Source organism: Clostridiales bacterium, assembly GCA_014799665.1.
Lineage (GTDB): Bacteria > Bacillota > Clostridia > Christensenellales > Pumilibacteraceae > Anaerocaecibacter.
The window spans coordinates 75,909-92,962 of record JAAVHP010000007.1; the positions used below are offsets into that span (position 1 = coordinate 75,909).

The following is a 17,054-nucleotide window of genomic DNA, read 5'->3' on the forward strand; positions in this document are numbered from 1 at the left end:
ATAAAAGAATATAAAGGTAAATCAACAACCATACTACGAATATCATGTTCGTAGTATTTTTAAAATCGATAATTACGTTTTTGGTCGTATTCTTCGTAATACGGCTTATGGGCAAGCGCCAAATCGGCGAAATGCAACCGTTTGAGCTTGTTATAACGCTCATAATCGCCGAGGTGGCGTGTATTCCCATGAACGACCCGTATATACCGATATATTATGGGTTAATACCTATTTTCACGCTTGCGACGCTGCATATATTGCTGTCGTTCTTTTCGCGTAAGTCGATCAAACTAAGAAAGCTATTGAGCGGAAGCAGTATGATCGTAATAGACAAGAACGGCATCAATTACGAAAACATGAAAAAAATGAATATGAATATCGACGACCTTATCGAAGCAGTACGCACGGCGGGCTATGTCGATTTCAACGAGATTGCCTACGCCATATTCGAGCCGAACGGTCAGCTTTGTGTTGTTGAGAAAGAACAACAAAACGCACAGCAGGGCGAACAGTCGCAGCAGGAGAGCGAGAGCGGAAGCGAACAGCAGCAGCCTGCGCTTCTGCCGATAGAGCTCGTGGTGGACGGAAAATATATCGAGCATAATCTGCGCACTACGGGTACGCTTAAAACCGATATCGAGCGTGTAATTAAGGAAAACGGCGTAAAGCTTAACGACATACTATACGCCGACGTTCGACAGGACGGCTGCGCTTACTTCTCGCCCAAAACCTCTAAGGCGTTCTGCGGCAATCTGGAAGTAAAGGGGAATTGGTAGTATGAAAAAAGTAATCGTTATATCGGTAGTATTCGTTCTTATGGTTTGCGCAATGATAGGCGAGATCGTGTACGTAAACAAGTTTTACAACGGCTTGCAGAGCGAGCTGGAAATTGTTGCGGCGAGCATAGACGAGCATGAGGAACACGTAGATAATCCCATAACCGTCGAGCTGTGCGATAAGCTCGTCGAGAAGTGGGAAAAAGGCAAGAGCACGCTTCTTATGCTTCAAAACCACAATACGGTGCGCAATCTCGACGATAAGATTTTAAGTCTTTCGGCAGTCGTAAAGTCAGATAATTATAACGATGCGGTTATATTCGCGCGTTCGGCTATAAATTATATCGACGACGTACTGCTCGACAGTATCCCGTATTTATCGAATTTGATTTAACAGGGTACATTGATCGACCGCTTCGAGGTCATCGATCGAATTATCGGTAATTTCTAATTTAATATTAATATTATAACGATTGATTTTTTAATTCGATTGATATATAATATATGCAATGGAATTCGTCGAGTTAAAAAAGCATTTAAAAGCTCAGAAGCCCAATGCGTGTTATGCGTGCTTCGGCGAGGACGATTTTGTGATCGACCGCGCCGTAACGCTGCTGTGCTCGCTTGCGGGCGAGCCCAAGCCGTTTAACCTCGTCGACAAAGAATTTTCGTCGGGGCGCGAGCTTACCGACGAGCTTATGCAGCTTCCGTTCATGAGCGATTATCGCGTGGTCGTTGCGCGCGGTAAGGTCGATACGGCGGCGGTCGAGGAATACTTAAAGCGCCCCAATCCCACGACGGTGCTCGTTTTAACGTACTACGTAGTTCACGACAGCTGGAACAGATCGCCTACGTTAGCGCTCCCCACGGGTGCGACGCCCGTCGATTGTAACAGGCTGCCGCTCAATCAAGTTACGGCGTTCGTAAAAGCGCTCGCACAGCGCACGCAGACGACTATCGACGACAGGACAATACAGCTGCTTTGCGACCGTTGCGGCGGATACATGACGCGCATCAATGCCGAAACGCAAAAGCTCACACTTCTTCGCGCGGGCGGCACGATAACTGCGGACGACGTTGCGGAAAACGTTAAGCCCGATACCGAGTTCGTAGTGTTCGAGCTGTGCGACTGCTTGCTTGCGGGAAAAACGGCGCGCGCTCTCGAAGTTGTGGACGGCATGAATAAGAATAACGATCTTGTTGCGGCGTTCACGCTTATATACAACAGGTTTAGAAAGCTGTTTGCGGCGGCGGTCGATCCCGACGGCTTGGCGGGGCTGGGCGTAAAACCGTTTCAGGTACAGAAGCTTAAAGCCGAGAGCTCGCGCTTTTCCAAGGCGCGGTTAAAAAGCTTGCTCGATATGCTTGCTGCGGCGGACACTGCGTACAAGACGGGTGCAATGAATATTTACGACGCGCTCACTTGCTTCGTGGCGCAAGCCTCGTACGGAATAAAATAACGGACACAACCTACCCATTTAAAGAGGTGAGAATTGATTAATATAGCAAAAAAGAAATTGCCGTTTTGGGCGATCACGATCATACTATATTTGAGTTATTGCTTGATGAATTGGTACGTAATGCGCGGAAGCCTTGCGTACTACGGTCAGCAGTACGGGTTGCCGAGCGCGTTGTGTAACGATGCGGTGGCGTTCTTTTTGGCGGGGCTGGTGCCGTTTGTGCTGTTCGAGCTGTTTGCTACGGCGTTCCGCTCTATATCGCTTAAAACGGGCGGCGACGTCGCTTCGCTTAGGTACGGGCTGACGCTTACTCTTATTGCTACTAACGTTTTGCTGTTTCTGTTAAAGTTTATCTATATTGCCGTACCGCTTTACGCGTCGGTAATAAACGTAATACTCGATCCCGTTATCACCGTCGGCGCGGTCGCGCTGTATATGTGGTACGCCTTCTATCAGGAGTATATCGATAAAACGCGCTACCGTATAGCACTTACGCAGGTAATGACGCTCTTTTGCGTCGTTTACGGACTTCTTGCGCTTCTTAACATATTCTTGTCGGTTGCGGGCTAAGGAGGGCAAAAGCGGTGAAGAAATTATTTAAGCTTATAACGTTAATAGTTTGCGTGGTAATAGCTCTGTTCTCCTTTGTAGCTTGCTCGGACTACGGTGCGCCCGTAGACGAAGCAAACGATCCAAGCTACGCCGTCGCGCCCGAACGCATGGAAAGGATACTCGAAAGCTTTTTGACGGGGCACGAGGATAGGACGACCTTTACCGAACACGAAGCTGTCGCCGCCGAGTATTTGCAATCGGTGCTCACGGCGGACTACGGCTATGATGACGTTGAGATCGTCGAGTTCAAAACGATCGAGGGCGAGCTTGTCAATCTTAAAAGCCAAAACGTAGTAGCTACGTACAGGGCGGCTAACCGCGACGAAAACACCAAGAATATAGTGCTCGGCGCGTACTACGACAATAGATATTCGCAGGCGTATGCCAACGCGTCGACGTTCCGTTCGGAAGCGGCGCTTACCAACGGAACGGGCGTAGCGACACTTCTCGGCATTGCGTCGTATCTCACTATGTACGAAGTTGAGCTCGACTTTGACGTGACGATAGTCTTTTTCGGCGCGGGCTTTATCACGGACGCGGGCGCGCGCGAGTTCTACAACGATTATCTTACGGGCGAGCTCAGAGCACGTACAGTGCTTATGACCGAGTTTCAGCGCATAGGCGGCGACCATATCTACGCCTACACCGACGCACGCGACAATAAGCGCGAAAGCGTTTTGACCGATATTTCGAAAGCCAACGGACTCGATATTTATAAAGTCACGTCCAAATCGCCGCAGATAACCAGCGCGTACGCGCTCGACGGCATTCCGTACTATCAGTGGGCGCACAGCGGAATGTTCACGTGCTTCCACGACGGCGGCATACCGATTATCAATATCGTAGGCGCGAGCTGGGACGGAATGGATCTTACCGACCGCGAGGGCGTGGAGCATGATAACGTGTCTTTCAGCGGCTACGACGACCTTAAAACTCTTGCGGCGAACTATCCCGACTACGGCGAAAAGATGGCGGCGGCAGCCACGCTTATGATTCGCGCAATGGAGAGCGACGAGTTTTTGCCCGCACTTATAGACGACCGAGCGAATTTCCCCGATACGATCGTTTTGAACAAGCTGTGGATATGGGCGCTTATCGTTTTCGTCGTAATGGCGGTTGTGTTGATAGCGGTAACGTTTATTGCCGCACACCTTGCCAAGAAATATCCCGTTGTGGCGCCGAAACCTCCGCGCATGAAAATGGCGGTGTTCGGCATGGACTACGAGGACAAGAACGACGCGGACGTGTTCATTGATTTTAAGAACACGGCGGATCAGGAAATATTCCCCGGGATACCGAACAACGATCCCAAGCCCCGCGACGTTATCGACGATATTTTTCCGTCCATATTCGGCGCGACCGTCGACAGGCAAGCGACTAAGCAAAAGCCCGACGATGATGATACGGTAGTCGTCGAGAAGAAAGATATAGAAGAAGTCAAGGAAGAACCCAAGACCGAGCCTGCGCCCGAAGCAAACGAAACGGCGGGCGAGCAAGCAGTGGCGGAAGAACAACCGAATCCCGAAACGGACGAACCTACCGCCGCGCCGCAAAAGCCGATAACGGTCGAGCACAAGCCGATCAAGCGCAAGACGGTATCTGCGGGCAAGTCGAGTTCAGCCGGAAAAAAGACCGCTGCCAAAAAGGATAGCGGGGAAGACGGCGAGAGCAAATAAAAGCAACGAAAAAGGCGTTACACCGATCATAGTGTAACGCCTTATTTTTTGTTTTGGTTTATCAGCTGAACCAACCGCTTATCGTCGTACCCATGTTTGTAAAGAACTGAGTAATACCGAACTTGTACATCATGTCAGACATGACGGTCACGAAGTTGAATTTATCTACGACGAGGAAGCACCAGAGAATAACTACCGCAAGCGTCGCCACGATGAGTATAAGCACGTTCAACAAACAGCTGCGCACGTTAATGGGGTTGCGCAGTTTTTTAAGACGGTTATTGGGATCGTTGCTTTCCTTGATGGCTTGCTCAATCTGCGCCGCGGTCATTTGCTCGGGCGACATATTGGCAAGCGTCATCTCCGTCGTAGTTGTAGTGGTGGTCTGTACGCCGTTTACGGTCGTGCCGCCCTGAGAGGTAGCTCCGCTTGCCGCGGCGTCGGGCGCCGCGCCTTTCTTATTCTTTTTGTCTTTCTTTTCCTTGCCCTTTTTGTCCGCGGCGGGTGCTGCGGCTTCGGGTTTGGTTTTGTCTTTCTTTGCCATATAAACCTCGAATACCCAATGGTATGAGAATATTCCTATATAGTATATAGCATATTTACAAAAAAATCAAGCGGTTTTTGAAATTAATATGCAATTTATATCACATAATATTAGTTATCGGGTATAAAAAATCAAAAAATACCCGAAATCTTGTTCAAAACAATTGAAAAGAAAATAAGTTTGTTATATAATAGAATAGCAAAGTAATATTTTTGGGTGCTTGGCTATGGATTTTCTGCAAACCGTATATGATAAGATGGTTGATAAGCCGTGGGCGTGCGCGATAGATATCGTCTTGACCGCACTGCTTATTTACGGGTTGATCGTCTTTTTGCAAAAGAACAATGCGAAACGGCTAACGTTTTTTATTCTTGCGTTCGTCGTCGTCGGCATAGTGCTTTCGTCCGAGCTCGTCGGGCTTACCGTTTTGGGCTCCATATTCAGGTACAGTATAATAATAGTGATTGCGTTGGTGCTGCTGCTTTTTCCTGCGGAAACAAAGCGCGGACTGCTTAAACTCGCTTCGCCGCGCGACACGCACGAGGCGTATACCACGGCTTACGACGTTTCGGACGAGGAGCTTCACGCTTGTATCAACGATATAGTTCGCGCCGCGCAGAATATGTCCAAAAAGAACGTAGGCGCGCTTATAATCATATCCAACCAGAATATGCCCGAGCATATTATAGACTCGGGTACCAAGCTCGACGCGGTGCTGTCGTGCGCGCTGTTAGAGAGTATTTTTAATACCAAAGGTCCGCTTCACGACGGCGCGGTATTCGTCCGCGGCAACCGTATCGTGGCGGCGGGGTGCTTCCTTCCGCTCTCGCAGTCCAATTCTATTGACAAAGAGCTCGGGACGCGTCACCGTGCGGGAATAGGCGTGAGCGAAAACTACAACGTGCTCACTGTCATTTGCTCGGAGGAAACGGGCGTTATTTCGATAGCGCAGCACGGCGAGCTGTCGCGCTACTACGATCCGCAAATGCTCACAGACAAGCTTGAACAAACCTACGGCTTGCAAGCAACGCCCGCAGGCAAGGGCAAGCGCAAGCACAAGAATTAACGAGGTGTCGATCATGAAAGATAATCAAGAAAAGAAAGAACCCGAAAAGAAGCCTTCGGTTTTCAAAAAAATATTCGTACACAATATCGGGTGGAAGCTGTTTGCGTTGGGCGCGGCCATTGTAATATGGGTGCTCTCGGCAGGGTTGCTGTAATTGCGGCATGCCGAAAGCATTATAGGTCCTTTAAGCACTCGAACTGACATACGAGTGCTTTATTTTTGAATTAGTAATTAGGAATTAAAAAGAATAAAATCAATCACCCCGAAGGGGTCAATAATTCTTAATTAATTAAAATCACTCTCATTCGCAAAGGCGAATATATAATATACGGAGCTACGGTAGATGAAAGCGGTCAAATTCGGCGGAACATCCATGTCTACTGCGGAGAGTATTCTTCGCGTTGCGGACATAATCAAAAAGGACTCGGAACGGCGGTTCGTCGTCGTGTCTGCGCCCGGCAAAGCGAACGGCGATGATAAAGTAACCGATATGCTCGTATCGGTGTACGATACCGCGCCGCTTGACAGGGTAGACGCTTTTGCGCCTGTTCGTGAGCGGTTCGAGCGCATTGTTAATGGCTGCGGACTGCTGAACGGTTTTCTCAAAGCCGAGCTTGACGAGATTTCGTCTAATCTGTCGTCGGGCACGCGCGAATATATAGTCTCGCGTGGCGAGTACCTCAGCGCCAAGATCTTGGCGGCGCTTCTCGATTACGAGTTTGTGGACGCCACCGAGCTAATCAAGTTCAGTGGTACGACATATGACGACGCGTACACCGATACGGTGTGCCGTCTTGCGCTTAAAGGTAAGCGCGCGGCGGTCATACCGGGTTTTTACGGTGCGAACCAGACGGGCAGTGTGGTAACGTTCTCGCGCGGAGGCTCCGACGTGAGCGGCGCGATCGTTGCACGTGCTATCGGGGCATCTGTGTACGAGAACTTTACGGACGTGGACGGGTTCATGACCTGCGATCCGCGCAACGTTCCGCACGCATCGGTTATAGACGTTATCACATATAAAGAGCTACGCGAGCTTGCGTACATGGGTGCGAACGTTTTGCACCCCGAAAGCATATTCCCCGTACGCGCAGCGAACATACCGATACATATACTGAACACGTTCAACCCGAACGCCACGGGAACTAAGATAGTGCCAACGGAGGAGTTTTTGAGCGGAAAGTATACGCGCGCAAAAAAGATGCCGATAACCGCCATAGCGGGTAAGCAGCATTTCTTTTCACTCCACCTCGACAAGTCCATGATGAACGCCGAGGTTGGGTTCATGCGGCGTGTGCTCAGTTGTTTCGAAAGGTTCAACGTTTCCGTCGAGCATATCCCGACGGGCATAGATACGATAACCGTCGTTTTCTCAGCGGTGGATAGGCCTACCGTCAACGCGCTCATAGAAGCGATCAAAGCCGAGGTAAAGCCCGATCATATCTCACTCACTACCGACGTCGCGCTCATCGCAATTGTCGGTCACGGCATGAAGTCGCGTCCCGGTACCGCCGCGCGCGCAATAAACAGACTGTCTAACGCCGATATTAACATCAGAATGATAGACCAAGGCGCGAGCGAGATCAATATTATATTGGGCGTGTCAGACGAAGATTTCGGCAGGGCATTACGCGCTTTAAATGGTGAATTTGAAGTATAATATTATATGCGCAATTAAGAATTACGCATTATATTTGCTTGACAAGGGTATTGCAATATGGTATAATTTTTTACGAACCGCACGAAAAGGGTTTTTAATTAGGCTTGTCCTAAACCCCGACGGCGAATACTAAACGGAGGTTATACTATGTTTGCGATTATCGAAACGGGCGGCAGGCAGTACCGCGTCAGCGTAGGCGACGTTCTCGACGTAGAGCGTTTGAACGCTGAGGAGGGCGCTACCGTCAACCTTAAAGTGCTCATGACGGGCGAGGGTGAAACCGTCGTCGCGGGCAAGGAAGCGGAAGGCAAGACGGTCACCGCTACCGTGCTCAAACAGATCAAGGCGCCTAAGGTTGTTGTTTTCAAGTACAAAGCTAAAAAGAACGTACGCAAAAAACAAGGTCACCGTCAAAACTACACGCGCATTAAAATCGACGGTATTGCATGATAACCGTTACGCTGTTTAGAGAAAGCGGCAGTGTAGTAAAGGTTCGTGCGAGCGGACACAGCGGGTTAGGCGAACACGGTCAAGATATTCTTTGCGCGGCGGTATCCACGTTGGTGCAGACTGCATATCTCGCGATAGCCGATATAACGAGCGAGCTTAGGTTTAAGCGCGATGATAAAACGGGTTTATTCGAGTTCGACGTGCCGCAGGTTCAAGACAAGCACGATATAGACGTAATCATACGCGCCATGTGCGTTGGATTACGCGACTTAGTCAGCGGTTATCCGCAAAATCTCAAATTGGAGGAAGCATAAACTATGTTTATTAATATTCAGTTATTCGCTCACAAAAAGGGCGGCGGTTCTACCAAGAACGGCAGAGACAGTAATGCGCAGCGCCTCGGCGTAAAACGTTCGGACGGTCAGTTCGTATTGGCGGGCAATATCCTTATCCGTCAGCGCGGCACTAAGGTCCATCCCGGCGAGAACGTAGGTCGCGGCGGCGACGATACGTTGTTTGCGCTTGTCGACGGCAAAGTCAAGTTCGAGGACAAGAAGAACCGCAAACAGGTAAGCGTTTATCCCGTAGCGCAGTAAATTGTCTTTAGACACATAATCGGAAATACAACAATGATGTTAAAAGGGCTATGATATTATATGCCCTTTTTTCGTAGCAAGAGGTCAAAAAATGTACAAGACCGAACAGGGACGGATAATAGTAAAGGCGAGTGAGCTCGACGTAAAGGCTACGCTTGAATGTGGGCAAATTTTCAGGTTCGAAAAAACGGCGGAAGGTTATAAAGTCAAGTCGGGCGCGCATACGTGCAGTATACACGATTCTGGGGACAGCGTTATTATTGAAACCTCGTCCGTCGATTATTTCGTCAACTTTTTTAATCTCGATCGCGACGTAAACCGTGCCAAGCGCGAGCTTGCGCGTTTTCCCGAGCTTAAAGAACCGCTCAATTGCTGTGGCGCGCTCAGAATATTGCATCAGCCGCTGTTCGAAACGATAATTTCGTTCATTATTTCGGCTAACAACAATATCCCGCGCATAAAATCGATCATCAACCGTTTGTGCGATATTTTCGGCAACGAGTTTCCCACGCCGCAACAGCTCGCGGACCTGCCCGTAAGAGAGCTCGACGCTATCGGCTGCGGCTTCCGCTCCAAGTATATACATAACACCGCCGTCACCTGCGCCACGACCGATATACTCAACCGCTTGTACTCGGCGCGCACCGTGGACGCGCAAAAAATGCTCGTGTCTCTGTCTGGCGTCGGTCCTAAGATCGCAGACTGCGTTATGCTGTTCGCGCTCGGCAGGCTCGAAGTTTTCCCGGTAGATACGTGGATACTCAAAACTCAGCGTATCGGCAATGAGAGCGAGGCTCAGGTGCGCGTAAGGCTCATGGATAGGTACGGCGCATACGCGGGCTACGCGCAGCAGGTGATTTACTACTACAATGCCATTCTTAAAAAATAAAAGCAGTTTAAACATTCCCGATTGGAGAAATCATGTCACCCATAGATAGCTTTGTCGCTTTATTCGAATCGATGACCATGCTCACGGTTTGCCTGTGGATAACCGGGTTTGTGCTGTTTTGCGTGGAGTTCTTTCAGCCCATGCACGGCGTGGCGTACGGCTTGGGACTGGGGTTGTTATCGTCTGCGTTCATTACTCGTATGATATACGGCTCGGCGGGCGAAGCGTTCATCTTCGTGCTTACTACCTGTTTGCTAATGTTCGCCGTTCACGTGGTGTCGCTGTTTACTCATAAGCGCGGCTGGCTGAGCGTGGCGCGTATAGAAAAAGCGGGCGAGCGTAGTCGTAAATACAATTCGCTTGTAGGTAGCATAGGCGTTGCGATAACGCCGATAGACCTTACGGGTAACGTTACTATAAACGACGTAAACCTCGTCGTATCGAGTGAACAGCCTATCGCGCTCGGTCAAAGAGTGCGTATAACCAAAATAACGCCCGATAAGATCATGGTCGAAGAAACCGAGGATAGTGATAATCAGTAAACAAAGGCGGTTGTGCCGCATAGGTCGGTACAGCCGCTTTTTTAATTCGCAATTCCCGATTTGAAATAAGTTCTATCGAATCTGTTTTCCTCATAGATTAAGACAAATGAGCTTTATCGAACAGACGTCGAGAATATTCAATAGCGTCGCCGAACTCAAATTCCAAGCGGCGCTTTTCGGTCGTGAAGCCTTTTACATAGAGGGCGCACGCCCCATACGCATAGACAAGACCGAAATGATTTTCAAGGTATCGGGCGCGCTCGTTCACGTTACGGGCGAAAACCTTGCTATCAAGGAGCTCGACGGCGATTGCGCGGCGATCACGGGCAAAATAAACGGCTTTACGGTGAACGATCTATGAAGAAAAAGAACCCGCCTGAAACTACCGCTGAGGATAGGTCGCGCGCCGCACGCGAAAAAGCCGAGCGCGAAGCCGAGAAAAAGCGCAAAGCCGACGAGAAGGCGCGAGCAAAAACCATAAAGCAAGCGCGGCAAAAAGAACGCACCGCAATAAAGGAAAAGGAACGCGCCGCGCGTATAAAAAAGTACAACGCAAGGCTTAAAAAAAGAAAGGCGTTTTACTCTAAAATATTCGGCAAACTAAAAAACGATAAGCACGGTTTCGATTACGATAACCACGGGTTTATGCCGCGCGTTATGTTCGAGGTAAAGGGCGACCGCGCGTCAATAACGGCTAAGCTGTCGTCCATGAATATTAAGTGCTGTAATATGCGCGAGCGCGGTGGATTTACGCTGTTTGAAATCTCGAAAAAAGACAGTAAGAAAGTTATTGCAATTTTACAGGAAATGTGCTATAATTACCGAATAGGCGCGACGTACGGAGTGGGGCGGTTATGCTCTTTCGCCGTCGCACGCTTAGGGCTGTTGCTCGGTGCGATCGCTTCGGCGGTATGCTTGCACATTGCATACGGATACGTTTGGCGGGTGGAAGTCATAGGCAACGACAAGCTGTCGGACAGTGCGATACTCAGCGCGCTTAAGGACGGTGGCGTGTCGCTCGGCAGTAAAAAGTCGGGCGTGGACGAGCTTGTAACGGCGTCGTTGCAAGACATGAACGGCGTAGTCGATTGTTCTTGCGAGGTAGTCGGCACTACGCTTAAAGTTAGGGTGCTCGAAGCGACCGATTATACAGTGCACACCACCGCGCCCGCGTACGCGTCCTTGTACGATGCCACGGTAACGCGCGTCGTCATGCGTAGCGGAACGTCGCTCGTCAAGCGCGGCGATATAGTGGGCAAGGGCGAGCTTCTCGCGCGCGGCGAGGTTTTCGGCACGACGGGCGAGCTGCTGTACACCAAAGCTTGCGACGCCGATATATACGGCACGGTATCGCTTACGTTCAGCGCGGACGTGTCGACCGTTGCCGTTCGGTACGAGCGCACGGGCGAGCATAAACGCCGTACGGTATTCAACCTGTTCGGGCGGCCTGTCGGTAAATCGTCGTCGCCGTACGCTTCGTATGAAACTTCGTCGCACACGGCAAACTATGACGTGTTACTGCCGTTGTACGTTACGACCTACGACTACTACGAAACCGCGCCGCAAGAGGTAACGCTCGATATAAACGAGGTAGCCGAAACTTTTGCTCGGTCCAAGATCGACGAGCTCAGATTCGTTGGCGACTTCGATTATAAGTACACCGTCACCGAGCGGTTCGCGGGGCTGTATACCGTTCACGTGTTTTTGAGCGGAGAAACGCTTATATCCACGGCGACCGATCCGCCGCCGTTAGAGTCGCCGCCCGACGAACAAAAATAATCATTTGGAGAAAACCAAAGACATTTTGAAAAAGACTTTTCAAAACGACGAATTAAGAGCTGTATTCGGCGCGTTCGACGCCAATATAAAGGTGGTCGAGGAGCTGTGCGGCGTGACCGTCCGTACCGCGCCCGACGCTGTCGAGATCTCGGGCAAAAACACCGAGCTTGCCGAGCTGTTACTCGATAAGCTCGTATTTGCCGTGCGGCGCGGCGAGCATATCGACCCCGATACCGTTCGCAGATATTTCGACGTTTTGAATACCGATATAAACGGCGTGGAGGAGCTTACTGCTCAGCCGATTTGCGTAAACGCGCACGGTCAAAAAATTTACGCCAAAACGCTCAATCAAAAGCAGTTTTTCGATAGCGTCAATTCTAATCTACTTACGTTTGCCATAGGTCCCGCGGGCACGGGCAAAACGTATCTTGCGGTTGCGATGGCGGCAAACGCCGTTAAGAAAGGCTTGGTCGACAGAATAGTGCTTACCCGTCCCGCGATCGAAGCGGGCGAAAAACTGGGCTTTCTGCCTGGCGATCTTCAAATGAAGGTCGATCCGTATTTAAAACCGCTGTACGACGCGCTCGGCGAAATGTTCGGCGCGGACTACACCAAGCTTATAGAACGCGGTACGGTCGAGGTCGCGCCGCTTGCGTATATGCGCGGTCGCACTTTGTCGCACGCGTTTATTATACTGGACGAGGCGCAAAACACCACGCCCGAGCAAATGCAAATGTTTTTGACAAGGTTCGGCGAGGGCAGTCGCGCAATCGTGACGGGCGATATAACGCAGATCGACCTGCGCGGCGAGCAATCGGGGCTTATCCAAGCCGAGGAAGTGCTTAAAAACGTAGACGGCATAAAGTTCGTTCGTTTGGGCGAAGCCGACGTCGTTCGGCACGGGCTTGTAATGCGCATAGTCAAGGCTTACGCAACCTATCACACAAACAATACCAAGAGGAAAGAAAATGGCAGACGCGGAAAAACAGAATGAAATAACGCATAAGCAAAACGCTTACGCCCCGCCCAAGAGCGCGTACTTTTGGCTTGCGGGTATTTTCGCCGTGGTGTTTGCGGCGATCTACATAGCGCTCGTATTGTTCGTTCACTTCGTTTCGACGGGCGAGGGCATACTCGGTATAAACGAGGCGGAAGCGTACACGCTGTACGTGTTCGTATTCGCGTTCTTTTTGATTGCGCTGTATATCTATATAGTTTTGTCGCGCAGGGAATTGCTGTTCTCGCTTAAACGCGCGGGCGCGCTCATGACGGTGTTCACCTTCGTCGTCGTCGTGAATATCGTTCTCATTGCGTTCAGCCCGTACTTGATTTGCGTGGCGCTTACCGCAATGCTCGTGCTCCCGTTCTCCAAAAAGAGCGACGCGTTCGTGCTCAACGCGTTCTCGTGCTGGATATCGTCGTTCGTGCTTATTGCAACGCTCGAAATAAGCCAGTTCCCGGCGGTCGCGTTCACGCTACTTGCCGGCATGATCTGCGGCGCGGTCGCAACGTATACCTTCCCCAACAACATGACGCGCGTCGGCGCTATTTTGCGCTCGTTCGTCGCGTGCGTATCGACGGTTGCCGTATACTTCGTATTGCTGTCCACTTATCAGCTGTCGTTTGCGCCGTTTATCGATAACATAATGTATATCGGCGTATCGGTAGCGGGCGAGCTTTTGCTCTCCGTCGTTCTCGTTCCCGTCGTCGAATGGATATTCAATCTAACGAGCGACTTCCGCCTTATGGAGCTCACAAACCATAAAGCTCCGCTTATCAAACGGCTCGCCGAGGAAGCGCCCGGCACGTTCAACCACTGCTTGGCGGTAGCCAACTTCGCCGAGATTTGCGCCGAAGCGGTGGGCGAAGACCCCTATCTTGCCCGTGCCTGCGCGTACTACCACGACGTGGGTAAGCTCAATAACGTAGAGTATTTCACCGAGAACCAAGCGGGCTACAACCCGCACGACGAGATACTTCCCGAAGTATCCGCCGAGATCATTCGCAATCACACGGTCGACGGGTACGAGCTGTGCAAGCAGTTCCGTATTCCCGAGGAAGTCGCGCGCGTTGCGATAGAGCATCACGGCACGCAGCCCATTATGTATTTCTACAATAAAGCCAAATCGCTCACCGACGGCGACGTCGATATGGACGAATATCGCTACTACGGCGAAATTCCCACAGGCAAGATCGGCGCGATAATCATGATCTGCGACAGTGCGGAAGCGGCGATACGCGCCATGGACAACCCCACGGGCGACAAGGTGGATAAACTGCTTAGAAGCATGATCGACGAGCGGCTCAAACTCGGTCAGTTCGATAACTGCGCTATCACTATGAAAGACCTCACCGCGATACGCGAGGCGATAGTCGGCGCGTACGGCGGTCTGTACCACAAGCGCATCAAGTACAACAACGGCAAGAACAGCGGGGGCGCTCATGTTTAGACTTACGGGCGACGTTCGACAGGGCTTCAACCGCCTTGCGGGAATAATCTTCCACACGCTTAAATTAAAGGGGAACGCAACCGTCGATATCGAAATTATCGACGACGCGGAAATGCAAACGCTCAACCGCGAAACGCGCGGCAAGGACGCCACGACCGACGTTTTGAGCTATCCCGCGCTCGATAAGATAACCGACTTTACGCAAGCGAACTATCCCAACGATTACGACACAAAGCAAAGAGCGGTCGTGCTCGGCGAGATAGCGATAAACGAGGACGCGGTGAAACGCCAAGCCGAGGAGTTCGGCACGGGCGACCGCGAGATTTTCTATCTGTTCGTTCACGGTATGCTCCACCTTTTGGGCTACGACCACATGACGGAGCCCGACAAAAAGAAAATGCGCGAGGTCGAGGAGCAGGTGCTCGCCGAACAGGACAAGTCGGTCGTCGTTGCCGTAGTAGGCAGACCGAACGCGGGCAAGTCCTCTATCGTCAACGCAATAGTGGGCGAAAAGGTGTCTATTGTTTCGCCTAAGCCGCAAACCACGCGCGACAGGATAACGGGCATCTACACCGAGGGCGCAAGGCAAATTGTTTTCCTGGATACCCCCGGAATGTTCAAGCCGCGTACCAAGCTTGACGAGCACATGGATAAGAGCATAAAAAGCTCGCTCGCGGGCGACGCGGACGTAGTGCTCGTAGTGCTCGACAGCACCAAGGGGCTTACCGAAGCCGACGAAAAGCTCATTACCGAGCGGCTCAAATGCCGCGCGCCGCTGTGCGTTGCGGTTAATAAAACCGACCTAAAAGGCTATGCGGGCGTGTATCCCATACTCGAAAAGCTAAACCCGTTAATGTCGCAAAGCACGGGCAGATCGATAAAGGACGTTATCCCTACGAGCTGCCGTAACGGCAATAATATAGAACTTTTAAAGAACGCGCTTCTTGACGAGTGCAAGGACGGCGGATTCTTATTCCCCGAGGACGAGTTCACCGATCGCCCGATAAAGTTCCTAATCGCCGAGACCGTGCGCGAAAAAGCGTTACTGTTTTTGCAGGACGAGATACCGCACGGCGTGGGCGTGAGCGTAAGAAAGGTTGACGAGGACAGCACGCCCGTACATATTTCGTGCGACGTTATCGTCGATAAGCAATCGCATAAGCAAATAGTTATAGGCGACGGCGGGGAAATGATAAAAAGAATCGGGCAGTCGGCGCGTCGAGATATAGAAAAGCTTATCGATTGCTCGGTCTATCTCGAACTGTTCGTCAAGGTTCGCCCAGGCTGGCGCGACCGAAGCGACATACTAAAAGATATAGGGTATTGATCTTGCATAATCGTTTCTTCGTTAAGCCAATCTAATTGTAACGGAGGAAACAATCATGGAAAAGCAAGAACGTTACTTTTGGGAGTTATTCTGTGCGACGGGCGAGCCGCGCTACTACTCAATGTATATACGTGAGCGCGACAGGCTTGATAACGAGGGCTTGCGTAAAGAATAGCGGGTGTTCAACTCCCAATAGGCACACCCGATAACGGGCTGTTTTTGGCTCTATCTGCGTTAAACTCGCTCGTGGTAGGTTTCCACTACAACTTCGCTCGTTTGCCTTGATATAGCCTAAAAACAGCTCCGTTTCGGGCGCGAAGCGTTTTTACGAGGCAAATCGCGAGGGTAGACGTGCGAAACGGAGCGCGTCGTACCCTCGGCGGTACGGCAAACGACGCTTCGCGCGTATAGACCACGATTTGCCCGTAAAAATGTGTCTACTGGGGATGAATACCCGTAAAATAAATAAAAACGAGCTGTGAAAAATGACCGACTTTACCGATAAATGCATAGTGCTTAAAATAAGCGACTACCGCGACGACGATAGGCTGGCAAAGGTCTTGACTTGCGACAACGGTATGAAAACGGTCCATCTTCGCGGCGTGAAAAAAGCAAAAGCAAAATTAAAGCCGTTCGCTCAGGCATTCGCGGTGTTCGACACGCGGTTATTGGCTAATCGCGGCACGTTCCTTACTCCCGTGGAACCGCTCCTGATACAGGACGGCTTTTCGTTGTGCTCGGACTTGAAAATATTCACAGCCGCGTCGGTCGCCGCCGAAGCGACGGTGTGCGCCATATACGACGAAGAACCTCATACCGACGTGTTTTTGAGTTTTTTAAAACTCATTAAGCATTTGCAAGCAGGTGAGGACGCGTACTATCAGGCGGCGGCGTATATGTGCGAGCTTCTCGAATTCAGCGGGTTTTATCGCAATTACGGCTGCGACGGCGAACCGAAAACTCCCGTGCAGTTATTAGGTTATGCGCAAAAGCACGGATACGGCGAGTTCGGCGATAAAGATTTATCCCGTCGCGCTCTCAAATATGTATGCGGCGAGTTCGAACGCAATTTCGACACGCGGTTAAAGAGCGTGGATTCAATCGACCTATATGCCGATTGATTACATAAGAAAACATATATTATTTGTTAGTTTATTTAGAATAGCGTAGATAAATTTATAACGATAAGCTATTTCTCGGGTGTAACGCCTAATGAACCACCTAAGCAAA

Annotated in this window: 20 protein-coding genes; 19 read left to right on the forward strand and 1 reads right to left on the reverse strand. The window is 50.6% G+C overall.

Annotated elements, in window-relative coordinates; translation table 11 throughout:
- Window positions 1–44 precede the first annotated feature (44 nt).
- The 5 genes from HDT28_03020 (at window position 45) to HDT28_03040 (ending at window position 4,524) form a co-directional block, all read left to right on the forward strand.
- Entirely contained in the window at window positions 45–776 is a 732-nt protein-coding gene (locus tag HDT28_03020; protein MBD5131553.1) for a DUF421 domain-containing protein, read from the forward strand.
- A 1-nt stretch (window position 777) separates the two neighbouring features.
- Entirely contained in the window at window positions 778–1,170 is a 393-nt protein-coding gene (locus tag HDT28_03025; protein MBD5131554.1) for a DUF4363 family protein, read from the forward strand.
- Window positions 1,171–1,285: 115 nt separating this feature from the next.
- Window positions 1,286–2,236, forward strand: a complete 951-nt coding sequence (holA, locus tag HDT28_03030; GenBank protein ID MBD5131555.1) for a DNA polymerase III subunit delta — start codon at window positions 1,286–1,288, stop codon at window positions 2,234–2,236.
- Between the two features lie 33 nt (window positions 2,237–2,269).
- Window positions 2,270–2,806, forward strand: coding sequence for a hypothetical protein (locus HDT28_03035; GenBank protein ID MBD5131556.1), 537 nt, complete (start codon window positions 2,270–2,272; stop codon window positions 2,804–2,806).
- Window positions 2,807–2,820: 14 nt separating this feature from the next.
- Window positions 2,821–4,524 carry a M28 family peptidase gene (locus tag HDT28_03040; protein ID MBD5131557.1) on the forward strand — a complete coding sequence of 568 codons (1,704 nt, stop codon included), beginning with the start codon at window positions 2,821–2,823 and terminating at the stop codon, window positions 4,522–4,524.
- Window positions 4,525–4,585: 61 nt separating this feature from the next.
- Here HDT28_03040 and HDT28_03045 read toward each other — a convergent pair whose 3' ends face one another.
- On the reverse strand, window positions 4,586–5,068 hold the full coding sequence (locus HDT28_03045; protein MBD5131558.1) for a hypothetical protein: 483 nt from the start codon (window positions 5,066–5,068) through the stop codon (window positions 4,586–4,588).
- A gap of 226 nt (window positions 5,069–5,294) precedes the next feature.
- Here HDT28_03045 and HDT28_03050 point away from each other — a divergent pair, with 226 nt between their 5' ends.
- The 14 genes from HDT28_03050 (at window position 5,295) to recO (ending at window position 16,945) form a co-directional block, all read left to right on the forward strand.
- A complete protein-coding gene (locus tag HDT28_03050) occupies window positions 5,295–6,134 on the forward strand; it encodes a TIGR00159 family protein (GenBank protein ID MBD5131559.1) in 840 nt (279 codons plus the stop codon).
- Between the two features lie 13 nt (window positions 6,135–6,147).
- Window positions 6,148–6,288: a hypothetical protein gene (locus HDT28_03055; protein ID MBD5131560.1), complete on the forward strand. Its 141-nt coding sequence runs from the start codon at window positions 6,148–6,150 to the stop codon at window positions 6,286–6,288.
- A gap of 189 nt (window positions 6,289–6,477) precedes the next feature.
- The gene (locus HDT28_03060) at window positions 6,478–7,791 is read left to right on the forward strand and encodes an aspartate kinase (protein ID MBD5131561.1); all 1,314 of its coding nucleotides are present in this window, start codon (window positions 6,478–6,480) and stop codon (window positions 7,789–7,791) included.
- A 147-nt stretch (window positions 7,792–7,938) separates the two neighbouring features.
- Window positions 7,939–8,241, forward strand: coding sequence for a 50S ribosomal protein L21 (rplU, locus tag HDT28_03065; protein ID MBD5131562.1), 303 nt, complete (start codon window positions 7,939–7,941; stop codon window positions 8,239–8,241).
- Complete coding sequence (locus HDT28_03070) at window positions 8,238–8,555, forward strand: ribosomal-processing cysteine protease Prp (protein MBD5131563.1); 318 nt, start codon at window positions 8,238–8,240, stop codon at window positions 8,553–8,555. The genes rplU and HDT28_03070 overlap by 4 nt, the downstream gene beginning before the upstream one ends.
- A gap of 3 nt (window positions 8,556–8,558) precedes the next feature.
- Window positions 8,559–8,837, forward strand: coding sequence for a 50S ribosomal protein L27 (gene rpmA / locus HDT28_03075; GenBank protein MBD5131564.1), 279 nt, complete (start codon window positions 8,559–8,561; stop codon window positions 8,835–8,837).
- A gap of 91 nt (window positions 8,838–8,928) precedes the next feature.
- Window positions 8,929–9,726, forward strand: coding sequence for a DNA-3-methyladenine glycosylase 2 family protein (locus HDT28_03080; protein ID MBD5131565.1), 798 nt, complete (start codon window positions 8,929–8,931; stop codon window positions 9,724–9,726).
- A gap of 32 nt (window positions 9,727–9,758) precedes the next feature.
- Complete coding sequence (locus HDT28_03085) at window positions 9,759–10,268, forward strand: hypothetical protein (GenBank protein ID MBD5131566.1); 510 nt, start codon at window positions 9,759–9,761, stop codon at window positions 10,266–10,268.
- A gap of 106 nt (window positions 10,269–10,374) precedes the next feature.
- Window positions 10,375–10,629 carry a hypothetical protein gene (locus HDT28_03090; protein ID MBD5131567.1) on the forward strand — a complete coding sequence of 85 codons (255 nt, stop codon included), beginning with the start codon at window positions 10,375–10,377 and terminating at the stop codon, window positions 10,627–10,629.
- Entirely contained in the window at window positions 10,626–12,047 is a 1,422-nt protein-coding gene (locus HDT28_03095) for a hypothetical protein (GenBank protein MBD5131568.1), read from the forward strand. Before HDT28_03090 ends, HDT28_03095 begins: the two co-directional genes overlap by 4 nt.
- A gap of 22 nt (window positions 12,048–12,069) precedes the next feature.
- On the forward strand, window positions 12,070–13,041 hold the full coding sequence (locus HDT28_03100; GenBank protein MBD5131569.1) for a PhoH family protein: 972 nt from the start codon (window positions 12,070–12,072) through the stop codon (window positions 13,039–13,041).
- Window positions 13,016–14,497, forward strand: coding sequence for an HDIG domain-containing protein (locus tag HDT28_03105; GenBank protein MBD5131570.1), 1,482 nt, complete (start codon window positions 13,016–13,018; stop codon window positions 14,495–14,497). Before HDT28_03100 ends, HDT28_03105 begins: the two co-directional genes overlap by 26 nt.
- Window positions 14,490–15,824 (forward strand): GTPase Era, encoded by a 1,335-nt coding sequence (locus tag HDT28_03110; protein ID MBD5131571.1) that lies wholly within the window; start codon window positions 14,490–14,492, stop codon window positions 15,822–15,824. The genes HDT28_03105 and HDT28_03110 overlap by 8 nt, the downstream gene beginning before the upstream one ends.
- Before the next feature lie 485 nt (window positions 15,825–16,309).
- Window positions 16,310–16,945, forward strand: a complete 636-nt coding sequence (recO, locus tag HDT28_03115) for a DNA repair protein RecO (protein MBD5131572.1) — start codon at window positions 16,310–16,312, stop codon at window positions 16,943–16,945.
- Window positions 16,946–17,054 lie beyond the last annotated feature (109 nt).

Bases quoted from the DNA above. Each gene is read 5' to 3' on its own strand.
- HDT28_03020 (MBD5131553.1), top strand. From the start codon at position 45: ATGTTCGTAGTATTTTTAAAATCGATAATTACGTTTTTGGTCGTATTC.
- HDT28_03025 (MBD5131554.1), top strand. From the start codon at position 778: ATGAAAAAAGTAATCGTTATATCGGTAGTATTCGTTCTTATGGTTTGC.
- holA (MBD5131555.1), top strand. From the start codon at position 1,286: ATGGAATTCGTCGAGTTAAAAAAGCATTTAAAAGCTCAGAAGCCCAAT.
- HDT28_03045 (MBD5131558.1), bottom strand. From the start codon at position 5,068: ATGGCAAAGAAAGACAAAACCAAACCCGAAGCCGCAGCACCCGCCGCG.
- HDT28_03050 (MBD5131559.1), top strand. From the start codon at position 5,295: ATGGATTTTCTGCAAACCGTATATGATAAGATGGTTGATAAGCCGTGG.
- HDT28_03055 (MBD5131560.1), top strand. From the start codon at position 6,148: ATGAAAGATAATCAAGAAAAGAAAGAACCCGAAAAGAAGCCTTCGGTT.
- HDT28_03060 (MBD5131561.1), top strand. From the start codon at position 6,478: ATGAAAGCGGTCAAATTCGGCGGAACATCCATGTCTACTGCGGAGAGT.
- rplU (MBD5131562.1), top strand. From the start codon at position 7,939: ATGTTTGCGATTATCGAAACGGGCGGCAGGCAGTACCGCGTCAGCGTA.
- HDT28_03070 (MBD5131563.1), top strand. From the start codon at position 8,238: ATGATAACCGTTACGCTGTTTAGAGAAAGCGGCAGTGTAGTAAAGGTT.
- rpmA (MBD5131564.1), top strand. From the start codon at position 8,559: ATGTTTATTAATATTCAGTTATTCGCTCACAAAAAGGGCGGCGGTTCT.
- HDT28_03080 (MBD5131565.1), top strand. From the start codon at position 8,929: ATGTACAAGACCGAACAGGGACGGATAATAGTAAAGGCGAGTGAGCTC.
- HDT28_03085 (MBD5131566.1), top strand. From the start codon at position 9,759: ATGTCACCCATAGATAGCTTTGTCGCTTTATTCGAATCGATGACCATG.
- HDT28_03090 (MBD5131567.1), top strand. From the start codon at position 10,375: ATGAGCTTTATCGAACAGACGTCGAGAATATTCAATAGCGTCGCCGAA.
- HDT28_03095 (MBD5131568.1), top strand. From the start codon at position 10,626: ATGAAGAAAAAGAACCCGCCTGAAACTACCGCTGAGGATAGGTCGCGC.
- HDT28_03105 (MBD5131570.1), top strand. From the start codon at position 13,016: ATGGCAGACGCGGAAAAACAGAATGAAATAACGCATAAGCAAAACGCT.
- HDT28_03110 (MBD5131571.1), top strand. From the start codon at position 14,490: ATGTTTAGACTTACGGGCGACGTTCGACAGGGCTTCAACCGCCTTGCG.
- recO (MBD5131572.1), top strand. From the start codon at position 16,310: ATGACCGACTTTACCGATAAATGCATAGTGCTTAAAATAAGCGACTAC.